At 69.9% G+C, this 16,433-nt stretch carries 14 protein-coding genes; 13 read left to right on the forward strand and 1 reads right to left on the reverse strand.

The features are described from left to right. Positions 1-120: 120 nt before the first annotated feature. The gene (locus IG08_RS0104050) at positions 121-726 is read right to left on the reverse strand and encodes a beta-class carbonic anhydrase (RefSeq protein WP_078655438.1); all 606 of its coding nucleotides are present in this window, start codon (positions 724-726) and stop codon (positions 121-123) included. 356 nt (positions 727-1,082) lie between these two features. Between IG08_RS0104050 and rsmH the strand changes: the two genes are divergently transcribed. The 13 genes from rsmH (at position 1,083) to IG08_RS0104115 (ending at position 16,378) form a co-directional block, all read left to right on the forward strand. After that, complete coding sequence (rsmH, locus tag IG08_RS0104055; RefSeq protein ID WP_078655439.1) at positions 1,083-2,039, forward strand: 16S rRNA (cytosine(1402)-N(4))-methyltransferase RsmH; 957 nt, start codon at positions 1,083-1,085, stop codon at positions 2,037-2,039. Between the two features lie 33 nt (positions 2,040-2,072). After that, complete coding sequence (gene ftsL / locus IG08_RS0104060; RefSeq protein ID WP_030596350.1) at positions 2,073-2,582, forward strand: cell division protein FtsL; 510 nt, start codon at positions 2,073-2,075, stop codon at positions 2,580-2,582. 5 nt (positions 2,583-2,587) lie between these two features. Further along, entirely contained in the window at positions 2,588-4,537 is a 1,950-nt protein-coding gene (locus IG08_RS0104065) for a peptidoglycan D,D-transpeptidase FtsI family protein (RefSeq protein WP_420823276.1), read from the forward strand. A 162-nt stretch (positions 4,538-4,699) separates the two neighbouring features. Further along, positions 4,700-6,220 carry a UDP-N-acetylmuramoyl-L-alanyl-D-glutamate--2,6-diaminopimelate ligase gene (locus IG08_RS0104070; protein ID WP_030596355.1) on the forward strand — a complete coding sequence of 507 codons (1,521 nt, stop codon included), beginning with the start codon at positions 4,700-4,702 and terminating at the stop codon, positions 6,218-6,220. 4 nt (positions 6,221-6,224) lie between these two features. Next, the gene (locus tag IG08_RS0104075) at positions 6,225-7,631 is read left to right on the forward strand and encodes a UDP-N-acetylmuramoyl-tripeptide--D-alanyl-D-alanine ligase (RefSeq protein WP_030596357.1); all 1,407 of its coding nucleotides are present in this window, start codon (positions 6,225-6,227) and stop codon (positions 7,629-7,631) included. Beyond that, on the forward strand, positions 7,628-8,701 hold the full coding sequence (gene mraY, locus IG08_RS0104080; RefSeq protein WP_030596360.1) for a phospho-N-acetylmuramoyl-pentapeptide-transferase: 1,074 nt from the start codon (positions 7,628-7,630) through the stop codon (positions 8,699-8,701). Before IG08_RS0104075 ends, mraY begins: the two co-directional genes overlap by 4 nt. Next, positions 8,683-10,101 (forward strand): UDP-N-acetylmuramoyl-L-alanine--D-glutamate ligase, encoded by a 1,419-nt coding sequence (murD, locus tag IG08_RS0104085; protein WP_030596362.1) that lies wholly within the window; start codon positions 8,683-8,685, stop codon positions 10,099-10,101. The genes mraY and murD overlap by 19 nt, the downstream gene beginning before the upstream one ends. A gap of 73 nt (positions 10,102-10,174) precedes the next feature. Continuing rightward, positions 10,175-11,536 carry a putative lipid II flippase FtsW gene (gene ftsW / locus IG08_RS0104090; protein WP_030596364.1) on the forward strand — a complete coding sequence of 454 codons (1,362 nt, stop codon included), beginning with the start codon at positions 10,175-10,177 and terminating at the stop codon, positions 11,534-11,536. A gap of 6 nt (positions 11,537-11,542) precedes the next feature. Then, entirely contained in the window at positions 11,543-12,634 is a 1,092-nt protein-coding gene (murG, locus tag IG08_RS0104095; RefSeq protein WP_030596366.1) for an undecaprenyldiphospho-muramoylpentapeptide beta-N-acetylglucosaminyltransferase, read from the forward strand. A gap of 25 nt (positions 12,635-12,659) precedes the next feature. Further along, positions 12,660-13,454 carry a cell division protein FtsQ gene (gene ftsQ, locus IG08_RS0104100; protein WP_030596368.1) on the forward strand — a complete coding sequence of 265 codons (795 nt, stop codon included), beginning with the start codon at positions 12,660-12,662 and terminating at the stop codon, positions 13,452-13,454. 279 nt (positions 13,455-13,733) lie between these two features. Continuing rightward, positions 13,734-14,927 (forward strand): cell division protein FtsZ, encoded by a 1,194-nt coding sequence (ftsZ, locus tag IG08_RS0104105; RefSeq protein WP_030596371.1) that lies wholly within the window; start codon positions 13,734-13,736, stop codon positions 14,925-14,927. Further along, complete coding sequence (pgeF, locus tag IG08_RS0104110; RefSeq protein WP_030596373.1) at positions 14,924-15,652, forward strand: peptidoglycan editing factor PgeF; 729 nt, start codon at positions 14,924-14,926, stop codon at positions 15,650-15,652. Before ftsZ ends, pgeF begins: the two co-directional genes overlap by 4 nt. A gap of 6 nt (positions 15,653-15,658) precedes the next feature. Beyond that, complete coding sequence (locus IG08_RS0104115; protein WP_030596374.1) at positions 15,659-16,378, forward strand: YggS family pyridoxal phosphate-dependent enzyme; 720 nt, start codon at positions 15,659-15,661, stop codon at positions 16,376-16,378. Positions 16,379-16,433 lie beyond the last annotated feature (55 nt).

The following is a 16,433-nucleotide window of genomic DNA, read 5'->3' on the forward strand; positions in this document are numbered from 1 at the left end:
TGCCGTTACCGATTCGTGTCACTCGACTGTGGACAACTGCCCGCGATATGTCGGACCTTACGGCGTTTTGGGCATCCCGGGGCCAGAAATCAACAGCCAAACGACAGCTGCGGCCGATGGTTACGTGGGGTCGATCTCGCGCAGCAGGCCCGTCTTCACGTCGAAGACGAAGCCCCGGACGTCGTCGGTGTGGACCAGGAACGGCGAGGTGCGCACCCGCTGCATCGACTGTCGTACGTCCTGCTCGACGTCCCGGAAGGCCTCGACCGCCCAGGCGGGGCGCTGGCCGACCTCCATCTCCAGTTCGTGCCGGAAGTCCTCGGTGAGGGACTCCAGGCCGCAGCCGGTGTGGTGGATGAGCACGACACTGCGTGTGCCGAGCGCGCGCTGGCTGATGGTCAGGGAGCGGATCACGTCGTCGGTGACCACTCCGCCGGCGTTGCGGATGGTGTGGCAGTCGCCCAGCTCCAGGCCGAGCGCGGCGTGCAGGTCGAGACGGGCGTCCATGCAGGCCACGACGGCGACCTGCAGTACGGGACGGGCGTCCATCCCCGGGTCGGTGAATGCGGCGGCGTACTGCTCGTTCGCGTCGACGAGGCGGTCGGTGACCGTCACGTCGGTGCCTATGGCGCCCTCGGGCCCTACCGATGCAGAAGTCGTCATAGCTACGACGGTACTGGTCACGGGCGGTCCGGGCCTGCTGTGAGAAGGGAAAAAGAGCGTCATCACGACCCCCCTGTGAGGTAACCCACACGAGGGACCAAGGTGTGGTCGAACGGGTGATTTTCCCAAATCTGCGGCATCGTTTCGAGCCCGGTCCGCGACGCGCAGGCCGGTTGATTGACCGCGAGACACCGTGGACTAAAGTGACGCGAGGCGGGAGGCGAGGCCTCCCTGCTGGACTTTCCCCCGGAGTTCCCGGCGATTTTCCGGAGATCTCCCCACGTGCGCGGCGCGTACGTACGGCTCGGCCTCCTCCCGCTCCCGGTCGGCTGACGCTCCCGGCGCCGGCAGGCCTCCCCTTCATGAGCGGGCGGGGACCCGGCGGTGCGTACGGCCCGCGCCGGACCTGAGAGGGCCCCTTGAGCCAGAGTCGACACGTCCCGGTGATGCTCCAGCGGTGCCTGGACCTGTTGGCCCCCGCCCTGGAGCAGCCGGGAGCGGTGGTCGTCGACTGCACCCTCGGCCTCGGCGGCCACAGCGAGGCCCTGCTGGCCCGCTTCCCCGAGGCCCGGCTCGTCGCCCTCGACCGCGACAAGGAGGCTCTGCGCCTGTCCGGCGAGCGGCTCGCGCCGTACGGCGAGCGGGCCACCCTGGTGCACGCGGTCTACGACGAGCTCCCGGACGTACTGGACAGGCTCGGCATCGCGCGCGTGCAGGGCGTTCTCTTCGACCTCGGTGTCTCCTCCATGCAGCTCGACGAGGCCGACCGCGGCTTCGCCTACGCCCAGGACGCCCCGCTCGACATGCGCATGGACCAGACGACCGGCATCAGCGCGGCCGAGGTCCTCAACACCTACCCGGCGGGCGAACTCGTCCGGATCCTGCGCGCGTACGGCGAGGAGAAGCAGGCCAAGCGGATCGTGGGCGCGATCGTGCGCGAGCGCGACAAGGAGCCGTTCAGCAACAGCGCGCGGCTGGTCGAGCTGATCCGGGACTCCCTGCCGCAGGCCGCCAAGCGCACCGGCGGCAACCCGGCCAAGCGCACGTTCCAGGCGCTGCGCATCGAGGTCAACGGTGAACTCTCCGTCCTGGAGCAGTCGATCCCGGCCGCGGTGAAGGCGCTCGACGTCGGCGGGCGCATCGCCGTCCTGTCGTACCACTCGCTCGAAGACCGTCTGGTCAAGCAGGTGTTCGCGGCCGGCGCCGCCACCACCGCCCCGCCCGGGCTGCCCGTCGTCCCCGAGCGCTACCAGCCCCGGCTCAAGCTGCTCACGCGCGGTGCCGAACTTCCCACCGAGGAAGAGGTCGCCGAGAACCGGCGGGCGGCCCCGGCGCGGCTGCGCGGGGCCCAGCGCATCAGGGAGGACGTCCAGTGAGTGAGTTGGGTCTCCGGACTCACCGGAGGGCATGTGAGTAGGAAACCCGAACTGAGGGGGAGGGCCGCCCGACTCGCGCGGCTCTTCCCGGGAACGGCGGGCCCCGGCCAGGCGGCCCGCACCCCCTTCGTGCTCCTCGTGGTCCTCCTCCTCGGCGGCGGCCTCATCGGGCTGCTGGTGCTGAACTCGGCGCTCAGCGAAGGGTCGTTCAAACTCGACGACCTCCAGAAGGGGACGAAGAACCTCACCGACGAGGAACAGGCCCTCCAACGGGACGTCGACGCCTACTCCGCCCCCGAAGCCCTCCAGCGCCGCGCCCGCGAGCTCGGTATGGTGCCCGGCGGCGACCCGGCCTTCCTCGACCCCGACGGCACCGTCAGGGGCGTACCCAGCCCCGCCTCCGGCGCCGAGCCGGCCGCCGCGCGCATGCCCCTCGTCCTGGCCCCCGAGATGATCGGCACGCTGCCCGGTCCGACTCCCACGGCCACCGCCCCCACCCCCTCCGCAGCCCCGTCCTCCGCAACTCCGACCCCCGGCAGGTGACGGAAGTGTCCGACAGGGAACCGCCGCGCCGCCGCGTGCCCGGCCCAGCACGCCCCGGCGGCCAGCGGCGCCCGGGCCCAGGAGCCCGTCCGGCCCGCCGCCCGGCGGCGCCCCGCCCCGCGGCCCCCCGCACCATCCGGCTGGGCAGCCCCCGCCCCCGGCTGCGCCTGGTCGGCCTCGCGCTGACGCTGGTCCTGATCGCCTTCGTCGTACGGCTGCTCCAGGTGCAGGCCGTCGACGCGAGCACGTACGCCGCCAAGGCCGAGCAGAACCGGTACGTCGGCTACACCCTGACCGCCGAGCGCGGCGGTATCACCGACCGCGACGGCGTGGCCCTCGCGGCCAGCGAGGACGCGTACGACATCACGGCCGACCCCACACTGTTCACCCGCAAGCAGCTGAAGATCGACGACGGACCCGAGCAGGCGGCTGCCCTCCTCGCCCCGATCCTCGGCCAGGACCAGGCCACGATCGTCGAGAAGCTCCGGCCCAAGAACAAGAACCTCCGCTATGTCCTGCTCGCGAACCGGCAGACCCCGCAGGTCTGGAAGCAGATCAAGGACCTGAAGACCGCGCTGGCCACCAAGTCGGAGACCGACGAGAGCACCGCCAACGTCCTGGCCGGCGTCCTCTCGGTCCCCACCACCAAGCGCGTGTACCCGAACGGCGATCTCGCCGCCGGGATACTGGGCTGGGTCAACGCCGACGGCAAGGGCGGCGGCGGGGTCGAGCAGCAGCTGAACAGCCTGCTCGCCGGCAAGGACGGCAAGGTCCGCTACGCCCAGTCCGGCGGCCGTCAGGTCCCCACCGCGGGCTCCACCGAGACGCCCGCCGTGCCCGGCAGCGACGTCGAGCTCACCATCGACCGCGACATCCAGTGGGCCGCGCAGAACGCGATCAGCGAGCAGGTGAAGGAGTCCAAGGCGGACCGCGGGTACGTGATAGTGCAGGACACGCAGACCGGCGAGATCCTCGCCATGGCCAACTCGCCGGGCTTCGACCCGGGCGACCTCTCCGAGGCCGACCCGAACGCCCTGCACAACTGGAGCCTTGAGGACGCCTACGAGCCCGGCTCCACCGCCAAGGTCCTGTCGATGGCCGCCGTACTCGAAGAGGGTGTCGCCACCCCGCAGACGCATGTCGTCGTGCCCAACCGGCTGCACCGCGGCGACCGGCTCTTCAAGGACGACATCAACCACGAGACCTGGTACCTGACGCTCAACGGCGTGCTCGCCAAGTCCAGCAACATCGGCACCATCCTGGCGACCGGTCAGCTCGGCAAGACGCAGGCGCAGGCCAACCAGGTCCTCTACTCCTACCTGCGCAAGTTCGGGCTCGGCAGCTACACCGGGCTCGGCTTCCCCGGCGAGACGAAGGGCATCCTCGCGGCGCCGGAGGACTGGTCGACCTCGCAGCAGTACACGATTCCTTTCGGCCAGGGCGTGTCCATCAACGCGATGCAGGCGGCGTCCGTCTACTCGACGATCGCCAACGGCGGTGTACGCGTCGAACCCACCCTCGTGCGCGGCACGCAGGGGCCCGACGGACGCTTCACACCCACCGCGAAGCCCAAGAAGACAAGGGTCGTCAGCGAGAAGACGGCCAAGACCCTCGCCCAGATGCTGGAGTCGGTCGTGGACGACCAGGAGGGCACCGGCGCCAAGGCGCGCATCCCCGGCTACCGGGTCGCGGGCAAGACCGGTACGGCCAACCGCGTGGATCCGGCCACCGGCAAGTACAAGGGGTACACGTCGTCGTTCGCCGGATTCGCCCCCGCCGACAAGCCCCGCATCACCGTCTACTGCGCCATCCAGAACGCCACCAAGGGCAACTACTTCGGCGGCCAGATCTGCGGCCCCGTCTACAAGAAGGTCATGGAGTTCGCCCTGAAGACCCTGCAGGTCCCGCCGACCGGAACCAAGTCCGCCAGCCTTCCGGTCACCTACAAGCCCTGATCAGCACCAAGCCACCAGGACCACCTCGTGACAACGATCACCCCCGACGCCGGGAACCAGGGCGCGCCCGCGCCCTCACTTCGCTCCGAAGCGGGTGCGCCCGGTACGCTCACCGCCGTGCCACACGCTGATCAGTCCCAAACCACCCAGAAGGGCGCACCCGTGACATATCCGGGACCGCCCCGGCCGGTCCGGGTCTCCGCAACACCCCTCGCGGAGCTCGCCGATCAGCTGGGTATCGCCACGCCGGACAGCGCCGCGGAGATCACGGGCATCACCCATGACTCGCGCGCCGTCCGCCCCGGCGACCTGTACGCCGCCCTCCCGGGCGCCCGCCTGCACGGCGCCGACTTCGTCACCCAGGCCGCCGGCCTCGGCGCAGTCGCCGTGCTGACCGACCCGACGGGCGCCGAGCGCGCCGCGGCGACCGGGCTGCCGGTTCTGGTGGTCGACGACCCGCGCGCGGAGATGGGCGAACTGGCGGCCACGATCTACGGCCACCCGGGCCCCGATCTGCTCCAGATCGGCATCACCGGCACCTCCGGCAAGACCACCACGGCCTACCTCGTCGAGGGCGGTCTGAAGGCGGCCAAGGCCACCGGCCTGATCGGCACGGTCGAGATGCGCATCGGCGACGAACGCATCAAGTCCGAGCGCACCACCCCCGAAGCCACCGACCTCCAGGCCCTGTTCGCGGTCATGCGCGAGCGCGGTGTCGAGGCGGTCGCCATGGAGGTCTCCAGCCATGCCCTGGTCCTCGGCCGGGTCGACGGCTGCGTCTTCGACATCGGCGTCTTCACCAACCTCAGCCCGGAACACATGGAGTTCCACTCCGACATGGAGGACTACTTCCGGGCCAAGGCGCAGCTTTTCACGCCGAAACGCAGCAGGCTCGGGGTCGTCAACCTCGACGACGAGTACGGACGCAGGCTGGCCAAGGAAGCCACCGTTCCCGTCGTCACCTTCTCCGCAGAGGGCCACCCGGACGCCGACTGGCGCGCCGAGGACGTCCAAGTCGGGCCCATGGACTCGACGTTCACCGTGATCGGCCCCAAGGCGGAGCGGATCACCGCCAGGGCGCCGCTCCCCGGGACCTTCAACGTGGCCAACACCCTCACCGCGATCGTCGCCCTCGCCGCCGCCGGCCTCGACCCGCAGACGGCCGCCGACGGCATCGCCGCCGTGCCGGGTGTACCGGGCCGCCTGGAGCGCGTGGACGCCGGACAGCCGTATCTCGCGGTCGTCGACTACGCCCACAAGACCGACGCCGTCGAATCGGTCCTGCGCGCGCTGCGCAAGGTCACCGAGGGCAAGTTGCACATCGTGCTCGGCTGCGGCGGGGACCGCGACAAGACCAAGCGCGCGCCGATGGGCGCCGCCGCGGCCCGGCTCTCCGACACCGCCGTACTGACCTCCGACAATCCCCGCTCCGAGGACCCCCTCGCGATCCTCGCAACCATGCTCGAGGGCGCGGCGTCCGTGCCAGTACACGAGCGCGGCGAGGTCCAGGTCTTCGAGGACCGGGCCGCCGCGATCACCGCAGCCGTCGCCCGCGCGCGGCCGGGCGACACGGTGCTGGTCGCCGGGAAGGGTCACGAGCAGGGCCAGGACATCGCCGGGGTGGTCCGTCCCTTCGACGACCGCCAGGTGCTTCGCGAAGCTATCCAGAAGACCCAGGGATGAACTTGTGATCGCCCTCTCTCTCGCCGAGATCGCCTCAGTCGTCGGCGGGCAGACACACGACATACCGGATCCGTCGGTCCGGATCACCGGGCCCGTCGTCATCGATTCACGTCAGGTGAAGGACGGCAGTCTGTTCGCCGCCTTCGTGGGCGAACGCGTCGACGGCCACGACTACGCGGAGAAGGCCGTCGCAGCGGGCGCTGCCGCCGTGCTGGCACAGCGCCCCGTCGGCGTGCCCGCGATCGTCGTGGACGATGTCCAGACGGCCCTAGGCGCCCTCGCGCGTCATGTCGTACGACGGCTCGGCGCGACCCTCGTGGGCCTCACCGGCTCAGCGGGCAAGACCAGCACCAAGGACCTGATCGCGCAGGTGCTGCAGCGCAAGGCGCCGACGGTGTGGACGCCGGGCTCGCTCAACAATGAGATCGGGCTGCCGCTGACCGCCCTGTCCGCCACCGAGGAGACGAAGTTCCTCGTGCTGGAGATGGGCGCCCGCGGCATCGGCCACATCCGCTACCTCACCGATCTGACGCCCCCGAAGATCGGCCTCGTCCTCAACGTCGGCACCGCCCACATCGGCGAGTTCGGCGGCCGCGAGCAGATCGCGCAGGCCAAGGGCGAAATGGTAGAGGGCCTTCCGGAAGACGGCGCCGCGGTGCTCAACGCCGACGATCCCCTCGTACGGGCCATGGCATCCCGTACGAAGGCGAAGGTGATCCTTTTCGGAGAGTCCGGCGAAGCGGACGTACGCGCCGAGAACGTGAGACTCACGGACAGCGGACAGCCTGCCTTCATGCTTCGCACACCCTCCGGTGCAAGCGAAGTGACCATGCGCCTGTACGGTGAGCACCACGTGTCGAACGCGCTCGCCGCGGCCGCCGTCGCCCATGAGCTGGGCATGTCCGCGGAAGAGATCGCCATCGCCCTCTCCGAGGCGGGCTCCCTCTCCCGCTGGCGGATGGAGGTCACCGAGCGCCCGGACGGCGTGACGATCGTCAACGACGCCTACAACGCGAACCCCGAGTCCATGCGAGCCGCCCTGCGCGCGCTCGCGGCGATGGGCAACGGACGTCGTACGTGGGCGGTGCTCGGCCAGATGGCCGAGCTCGGGGACGAGGCGCTCGCCGAGCACGACGCGGTCGGACGGCTCGCCGTCCGGCTCAATGTCGGCAAGCTCGTCGCGGTCGGGGGCAGGGAAGCGTCCTGGCTGCAACTGGGCGCATATAACGAGGGTTCGTGGGGTGAGGAGTCGGTGCACGTGTCCGACGCACAGGCGGCGGTCGACCTGCTGCGCAGCGAGCTGCGCCCGGGAGACGTCGTACTCGTGAAGGCGTCCCGGTCGGTGGGCCTGGAAAGTGTTGCCGAGGCGCTGCTCGGGACCGGTACCGAGGGTGAGGTTGCCGCCCGATGATGAAGCAGGTCCTGTTCTCAGGAGTCATTGGCCTCTTCCTGACCCTGATCGGCACCCCGCTGCTGATCAAGCTGCTGGCCCGCAAGGGATACGGCCAGTACATCCGCGACGACGGCCCGCGCGAGCACGCCAGCAAGCGCGGTACGCCGACGATGGGCGGTATCGCCTTCATCTTCGCGACGGTCGCCGCGTACTTCCTGTCCAAGCTCATCACCGGCTACACGCCGACCTATTCGGGTCTGCTGGTCCTCGGTCTGATGGTCGGCATGGGCATGGTCGGCTTCCTCGACGACTACATCAAGATCGTCAAGCGGCGCTCGCTCGGTCTGCGGGCCAAGGCGAAGATGGCCGGCCAGCTGACCGTCGGCATCTCCTTCGCGGTGCTCGCGCTGCAGTTCGCGGACGCCCGCGGCCAGACCCCGGCCTCCACCCGGCTGTCGTTCATCACGGACTTCGGCTGGAAGATCGGCCCCGTGCTGTTCGTGGTCTGGGCGCTGTTCATGATCCTCGCGATGTCGAACGGCGTGAACCTGACGGACGGTCTGGACGGCCTCGCCACCGGCGCCTCCGTCCTCGTCTTCGGCGCCTACACCTTCATCGGCGTCTGGCAGTTCCAGGAGTCCTGCGCCAACGGCGAGACCCTGACCAACCCCAACGCCTGCTACGAGGTCCGGGATCCGCTCGACCTCGCGGTGATCGCCTCCGCGCTGATGGGCGCCTGTCTCGGCTTCCTGTGGTGGAACACCTCGCCGGCCAAGATCTTCATGGGTGACACCGGTTCGCTCGCGCTCGGCGGTGTCCTCACGGGTCTGGCCATCTGCTCCCGCACGGAGCTCCTGGTGGCCATCATGGGCGGTCTGTTCGTCCTCATCACCATGTCGGTCGTCATCCAGGTCGGCTCGTTCCGGATGACCGGCAAGCGTGTCTTCCGCATGGCGCCACTCCAGCACCACTTCGAACTCAAGGGCTGGTCGGAAGTCCTTGTGGTGGTCCGGTTCTGGATCATCCAGGGCATCTGCGTGATCGTCGGCCTGGGTCTCTTCTACGCGGGATGGGCAGCAGAAAAGTGACCGACTGGCAGGGCAAGCGCGTCACCGTCGCCGGGCTCGGCGTCTCCGGTATCCCGGCGGCCAAGGTGCTGCACGGCCTCGGCGCCGTCGTGACGGTCGTCAACGACGGCGACGACGCCCGCGCCCGCGCACAGGCCGCCGAACTGGAGGCGCTCGGCGTCACCGTTCGGCTCGGCGACGGCGCAACCCTGCCCGAGGGCACCGAACTCGTCGTCACCGCACCGGGCTGGAAGCCGGACAAGCCGCTGTTCGCAGCGGCTGCCGCGGCCGGCATCGAGGTCTGGGGCGACGTCGAGCTCGCCTGGCGCCTGCGCGGCCCGGATGCCGCCCCCTGGCTCGCCGTCACCGGCACCAACGGCAAGACCACCACGGTCCAGATGCTCGCCTCGATCCTCAAGGCGGCGGGCCTGCGCACGGCCGCCGTCGGCAACATCGGCGTCTCGCTCCTCGACGCGGTGCTCGGCGAGGAGCAGTACGACGTCCTCGCCGTGGAGTTGTCGAGCTATCAGCTGCACTGGGCGCCCTCCCTGCGCGCCCACTCCGCCGCCGTACTGAATCTGGCGCCCGATCACCTCGACTGGCACGGCTCCATGGAGGCGTACGCCGCCGACAAGGGCCGTATCTACGAGGGCAATCGGATCGCCTGCGTCTACAACGTCGCCGACAAGGGCACCGAGGACCTGGTGATCGAGGCCGACGTCGAGGAGGGCTGCCGGGCCGTCGGCTTCACCCTCGGCACGCCGGGACCGTCCCAACTCGGGGTCGTGGACGGCATCCTGGTCGACCGCGCCTTCGTCGAGAACCGGCAGAAGAACGCCCAGGAGCTCGCCGAGGTCTCCGACGTCAACCCGCCGGCCCCGCACAACATCGCCAACGCCCTTGCGGCGGCGGCCCTCGCGCGCGCCTTCGGGGTGCCCGCTTCGGCCGTACGGGACGGGCTGAGGGCCTTCACCCCGGACGCCCACCGCATCGCACACGTGGCCGATGTGGACGGGGTCGCGTATGTCGACGACTCCAAGGCGACCAACACGCATGCGGCGGAAGCCTCGTTGGCGGCGTACGAGTCGATCGTGTGGATCGCGGGCGGGCTCGCCAAAGGGGCGACCTTCGACGAACTGGTCGCCAAGTCGGCAAAGCGACTTCGAGGGGTCGTGCTCATCGGCGCGGACCGGGCGCTGATCCGGGAAGCCCTGACGCGACACGCGCCGGAAGTACCCGTGGTGGACCTCGACCGGACCGACACTGGGGCGATGCCCGCGGCTGTCCAGGAGGCCCGTCGGCTCGCCGCCGCAGGCGACACGGTGCTGCTGGCCCCGGCCTGCGCCTCGATGGACATGTTCGCCAACTACAACAAGCGCGGTGACGCGTTCGCGCAGGCCGTTCGCGAACTCGGAACCTGACCCGGCCGCCTGCCGGGCGGACCTTGGGAGGGACGCGTGGGACCGTCGAGGTCGACGTACATTGAGGTCTGCGATGCCCGGTAGCCGTACCGGACGGCCGCCCGTGCAGCGGCGGACCGCCCGGCCCGCCGCACCCCGGCCGTCGCGCGAGAACGCGATCCTCCGGCTGTACCTGAACGCCCGCCGCGCCTGGGACCGGCCGCTGACCGCGTACTACCTGATCCTCGGCGGCAGCCTGCTGATCACCGTGCTCGGACTGGTGATGGTCTACTCGGCCTCCCAGATCACGGCCCTGCAGATGTCGCTGCCGGGCTCCTACTTCTTCCGCAAGCAGCTCCTCGCCGCCGTCATCGGCGGAGTGCTGCTGCTGGCCGCCTCCCGGATGCCGGTGAAGCTGCACCGGGCGCTGGCCTACCCGATCCTGGCGGGCGCGGTCTTCCTGATGGCCCTGGTCCAGGTGCCGGGGATAGGGATGTCGGTCAACGGCAACCAGAACTGGATCTCGCTCGGCGGCTCCTTCCAGATCCAGCCCAGCGAGTTCGGCAAGCTCGCGCTGGTGCTGTGGGCCGCCGACCTGCTCGCCCGCAAGCAGGACAAGAAGCTGCTGACCCAGTGGAAGCACATGCTGGTGCCGCTCGTCCCGGTCGCCTTCATGCTGCTCGGGCTGATCATGCTCGGCGGCGACATGGGTACGGCGATCATCCTGACGGCGATCCTGTTCGGCCTGCTGTGGCTGGCGGGGGCGCCGACCCGGCTGTTCGTCGGCGTGCTCTCGATCGCCGCCACGCTCGGGTTCATCCTGATCAAGACCAGCCCTAACCGCATGGCCCGGCTCGCCTGCATCGGCGCCACCGAGCCCCGCGCGGGCGCCGCCGACTGCTGGCAGGCCGTCCACGGGATCTACGCGCTCGCCTCCGGCGGAATCTTTGGCTCCGGGCTCGGTGCGAGTGTGGAAAAATGGGGCCAACTCCCCGAAGCCCACACCGACTTCATCTTCGCCGTCACCGGTGAGGAACTGGGCCTCGCGGGGACGCTGTCGGTACTCGCTCTCTTCGCGGCTCTAGGCTATGCGGGTATCCGCGTGGCCGGACGCACGGAGGACCCCTTCGTGAGGTATGCCGCGGGAGGTGTGACCACCTGGATCACCGCTCAGGCGGTGATCAACATCGGTGCGGTGCTCGGTCTGCTGCCGATCGCCGGCGTCCCCCTCCCGCTGTTCTCCTACGGGGGCTCCGCCCTGCTGCCGACCATGTTCGCCATCGGGTTGCTGATCGCCTTCGCGCGTGAGGAACCCGGTGCGCGGGCGGCGCTTTCTCTGCGGCAACCCCGCTTTGGTAGAAAGCGGGCGGGAGGCGCCGTGCCGGCACGGGGGCCTCGGAGATGGAACACGATGCGACGGCGTGCCTCGGAGGCGCGTTCGTCCGGAGAGCGGTGAATTTCGGTGCATGTCGTACTCGCCGGTGGGGGGACCGCCGGCCACATCGAGCCCGCGCTCGCCCTCGCGGACGCCCTGCGCAGGCAGGACCCATCCGTGGGAATCACGGCCCTGGGCACGGAGCGGGGCCTGGAGACCAAGCTCGTCCCGCAGCGGGGCTACGAGCTCGCTCTGATCCCCGCCGTGCCCCTGCCCCGTAAGCCCACTCCCGAGCTGATCACCGTCCCGGGACGGCTGCGCGGCACGATCAAGGCCACCGAGCAGATCCTGGAGCGCACCAAGGCCGACGCGGTCGTCGGCTTCGGCGGGTACGTGGCCCTGCCCGGTTATCTCGCCGCCAAGCGCCTCGGCGTGCCGATCGTGGTCCACGAGGCGAACGCCCGCCCGGGCCTCGCAAACAAGATCGGCTCCCGGTACGCCGCCCAGGTCGCCGTCGCCACGCCGGACAGCAAGCTCCGCAACTCCCGCTACATCGGCATCCCGCTGCGCCACTCCATCGCCACGCTGGACCGGGCCGCCGCCCGCCCCGAGGCCCGCGCGATGTTCGGCCTCGACCCCAACCTGCCGACGCTGCTGGTCTCCGGCGGCTCGCAGGGCGCCCGGCGCCTCAACGAGGTCGTCCAGCAGGTCGCGCCCTGGCTGCAGCAGGCCGGGATCCAGATCCTGCACGCGGTCGGCCCGAAGAACGAACTGCCGCAGGTGCAGCAGATGCCGGGGATGCCCCCGTATCTCCCGGTAAGTTACCTGGACCGGATGGACCTCGCGTACGCCGCGGCCGACATGATGCTCTGCCGCGCGGGCGCGATGACCGTCGCCGAACTCTCCGCCGTCGGGCTCCCGGCCGCCTATGTCCCGCTGCCCATCGGCAACGGCGAACAGCGGCTGAACGCCCAGCCGCTGGTGAAGGCCGGCGGCGGACTGCTGGTCGACGACGCGGAACTGACGCCCGACTGGGTGCGGGGTCACGTCCTGCCCGTGCTCGCCGACCCGCACCGGCTGTACGAGATGTCCCGCGCCGCCGCCGAGTTCGGCCGCCGGGACGCCGACGAGCTGCTCGTCGGCATGGTGTACGAGGCGATCGCCTCGCACCGACGTTAGGACCCAGGTACGGAGGGCAGGGAGCGTGGCCGGACCGACGACCGCCGAGCGCGGTGAACGCCAGCAGGAGTCGTCCGACCCGCCCCCCGCCCGGCGGCTCAGGGCACCCCGACTTCGTACGATCATCATCCTTGCCGTGGTGCTCGTGCTCCTCTCGGCGGGTTCCGTCTGGGTGTTGTACGGCTCCCAGTGGCTGCGCGTTGAACGCGTATCGGTCTCGGGGACCCGGGTGCTGACTCCGGCTCAGGTGCTCGAGGCCGCCGACGTACCGGTCGGGGCGCCGTTGATTTCCGTCGACACCGATGCGATTGAGGCACGTCTGCGCCGGAAATTGCCCCGAATTGACGCGGTTGACGTCGCCCGTTCCTGGCCGCATGGAATCGGACTGAAAGTGACTGAGCGGACTCCGGTTCTGCTTGTTCAAAAGGGCGGAAACTTTGTCGAAGTGGACGATGAAGGTGTCCGATTCGCCACGGTTTCCGAGGCGCCGAAAGGCGTGCCCGCACTGGAATTGACGCTCTCCCAGCCGGGCTCGCGCGCCGCGAGCCTGCGCCGTTTCGACGAGGACCGACTGGTGCGCGAGGCGGTGCGCGTCGCCGGTGCCATTCCGGCCGCCGTCGCGAAGGACACCCTGGTCGTCAAGGTGCGTTCCTACGACGACATCTCGCTGGAGTTGAACGGTGACCGGACCGTCGCCTGGGGGAGCAGCGAGAAGGGCGCCGCCAAGGCCCGTACGCTCGCCGCTCTCATGAAAGCGGCCCCCGATGCGCGGCACTTCGACGTCAGCGTTCCCACCGCCCCTGCGTCATCAGGGAGTTGACGCACATCAGCGCAGGCCAGCACCCTGGTTGGGCACTGCTATGGCTGATCACATAGGGTGAAAAGAAAAACGGGAGGTTCGGCGTGTTCGTTGAACGTGCGCCACTTGTCGACTTAGTGTCCTGTTCAGAAGACTCCAGGGAACAGACACACTGGTAACCCTAAACTTCAACGTTAGGGTTCGGGTCGGCGATACGGACCGTCCCAATCGGCATCAGTCGTCGGATCGCGGCCCCGCCGCGAGAAGGCGACACGTAACTCGAGGCGAGAGGCCTTCGACGTGGCAGCACCGCAGAACTACCTCGCAGTCATCAAAGTCATCGGTGTCGGCGGCGGTGGTGTCAATGCCATCAACCGGATGATCGAGGTCGGTCTCAAGGGCGTCGAGTTCATCGCCATCAACACCGACGCGCAGGCGCTGTTGATGAGCGACGCCGACGTCAAACTCGACGTCGGCCGCGAACTCACCCGCGGACTCGGCGCCGGAGCCAACCCGGCCGTCGGCCGCAAGGCCGCCGAGGACCACCGCGAGGAGATCGAGGAGGTCCTCAAGGGGGCCGACATGGTCTTCGTGACGGCCGGCGAGGGTGGCGGCACCGGAACCGGCGGCGCGCCCGTCGTGGCCAACATCGCCCGCACCCTGGGCGCCCTCACCATCGGCGTGGTCACGCGCCCGTTCACCTTCGAGGGACGGCGCCGCGCCAACCAGGCCGAGGACGGCATCGCCGAACTCCGCGAAGAGGTCGACACCCTCATCGTCATCCCGAACGACCGGCTGCTGTCCATCTCGGACCGCCAGGTCTCGGTCCTCGACGCCTTCAAGTCGGCCGACCAGGTCCTGCTCTCCGGTGTCCAGGGCATCACCGACCTGATCACCACGCCGGGTCTGATCAACCTCGACTTCGCCGACGTCAAGTCGGTCATGTCCGAGGCCGGTTCGGCCCTCATGGGCATCGGCTCGGCCCGCGGCGACGACCGTGCGGTGGCCGCCGCCGAGATGGCGATCTCCTCGCCGCTCCTGGAGGCCTCCATCGACGGCGCCCGGGGCGTCCTGCTCTCCATCTCCGGCGGCTCCGACCTCGGCCTGTTCGAGATCAACGAGGCCGCCCAGCTGGTCAGCGAGGCCGCCCACCCCGAGGCCAACATCATCTTCGGCGCGGTCATCGACGACGCCCTCGGCGACGAGGTGCGGGTCACCGTGATCGCGGCCGGCTTCGACGGGGGGCAGCCTCCGACCCGCCGGGAGACCCTCGGGTCGTCCTCGGCCTCGACCCGCCGCGACGAGCCCACCCCGGTACGGCAGACCGAGAGCCGTCCGAGCTTCGGCTCGCTCGGCAGCGTCACGCCGAAGGAGGACCTGGAGCCCGCGCCCGAGCCGGCCGCCGACCTCCCGGTCGCCCCGCCGGTCCCGCCGTCGCGGAGCTACTCGGACAGTGCGGCCGAGGAACTGGACGTGCCGGACTTCCTGAAGTGATAGGACAGCGCGAGAGCGTGAGCGGCGCGCACTTCGCCTTCACCGACCGGTGGGGCGGGGTGAGCGCCGCTCCGTATGAGGAGCTCAACCTCGGCGGGGCCGTCGGCGACGACGCCGAGGCCGTGCGGACCAATCGTGAGCTGGCCGCCAAGTCCCTGGGCCTCGACCCGGCTCAGGTGGTCTGGATGAACCAGGTGCACGGGGCGGACGTGGCCGTGCTCGACGAGCCCTGGGGAGCCGAGCCGGTGCCGGAGGTCGACGCGATCGTCACCGCCCGCCGCGGACTCGCCCTCGCTGTCCTCACCGCCGACTGCACTCCTGTCCTGCTCGCCGACCCGGTCGCGGGGATCGCCGCCGCGGCCCACGCGGGCCGGCCCGGCATGGTCGCGGGGGTCGTCCCCGCCGCCGTACGGGCCATGACCGAACTCGGCGCGGAGCCCTCCCGGATCGTCGTCCGCACCGGACCCGCCGTCTGCGGCCGGTGCTACGAAGTGCCGGAGGCGATGCGCGCCGAGGTGGCCGCCGTCGAACCGGCGGCACACGCCGAGACGAGTTGGGGCACTGAGGCGGTCGACGTGACCGCGGGGGTGCACGCGCAGCTCGAACGGCTCGGGGTACGCGACCGGGAGCAGTCGCCGGTGTGCACGCTCGAGTCGGGCGACCACTTCTCATACCGCCGCGATCGCACCACGGGGCGACTCGCGGGATATGTCTGGTTGGACTGATGGGGCATGACGGACCGTAAGGACGAACTCGCCGGAAACCTGGCGAAGGTGGAGGAGCGCATCGCCGCCGCGTGCGCGGCCGCTGGGCGCAAGCGCGAGGAGGTGACCCTCATCGTGGTGACCAAGACCTACCCTGCGAGCGATGTGCGGATGCTGTCGGAACTCGGTGTGCGCCACGTCGCCGAGAACAAGGATCAGGACGCGGCCCCCAAGGCCGCCGAATGCTCGGATCTGCCGCTTACTTGGCACTTTGTCGGTCAGTTGCAGACCAACAAAGTGCGATCCGTGGTCGGTTACGCGGATCTCGTGCAGTCCGTCGATCGTTCGAAGGTGGTGACGGTCCTCTCGAAGGAGGCCGTACGGGCCGAGCGAGAAGTCGGGTGTCTCATCCAGGTCGCGCTCGATGCGGGAGTGACCGGACGGGGCGAGCGAGGAGGCGTGGGGCCAGGCGGAATCGAGGAGTTGGCGGACCTCGTGGCGGACGCTCCGGGGCTGCGGCTCGACGGCCTGATGACCGTCGCTCCGCTCACCGGGGAGTACGCGGGACGCGAACAGGCGGCGTTCGAGCGGTTGATGGATTTGTCGACCGACCTGCGCCGAGCCCATCCGGCTGCGAACATGGTCTCGGCAGGGATGAGTGCGGACCTCGAACAGGCCGTGGCGGCCGGGGCGACACATGTGCGCGTCGGTACCTCGGTACTCGGAGTCCGCCCCAGGCTCGGGTAACGTCGCCAGGAAGTCGGACCACAGCAGAAAATATGGTCATTTCCGCCGATTGGCG

The sequence above is a fragment of the Streptomyces fulvoviolaceus genome, from assembly GCF_000718165.1.
GTDB classification, from domain to species: Bacteria; Actinomycetota; Actinomycetes; order Streptomycetales; family Streptomycetaceae; genus Streptomyces; species Streptomyces fulvoviolaceus.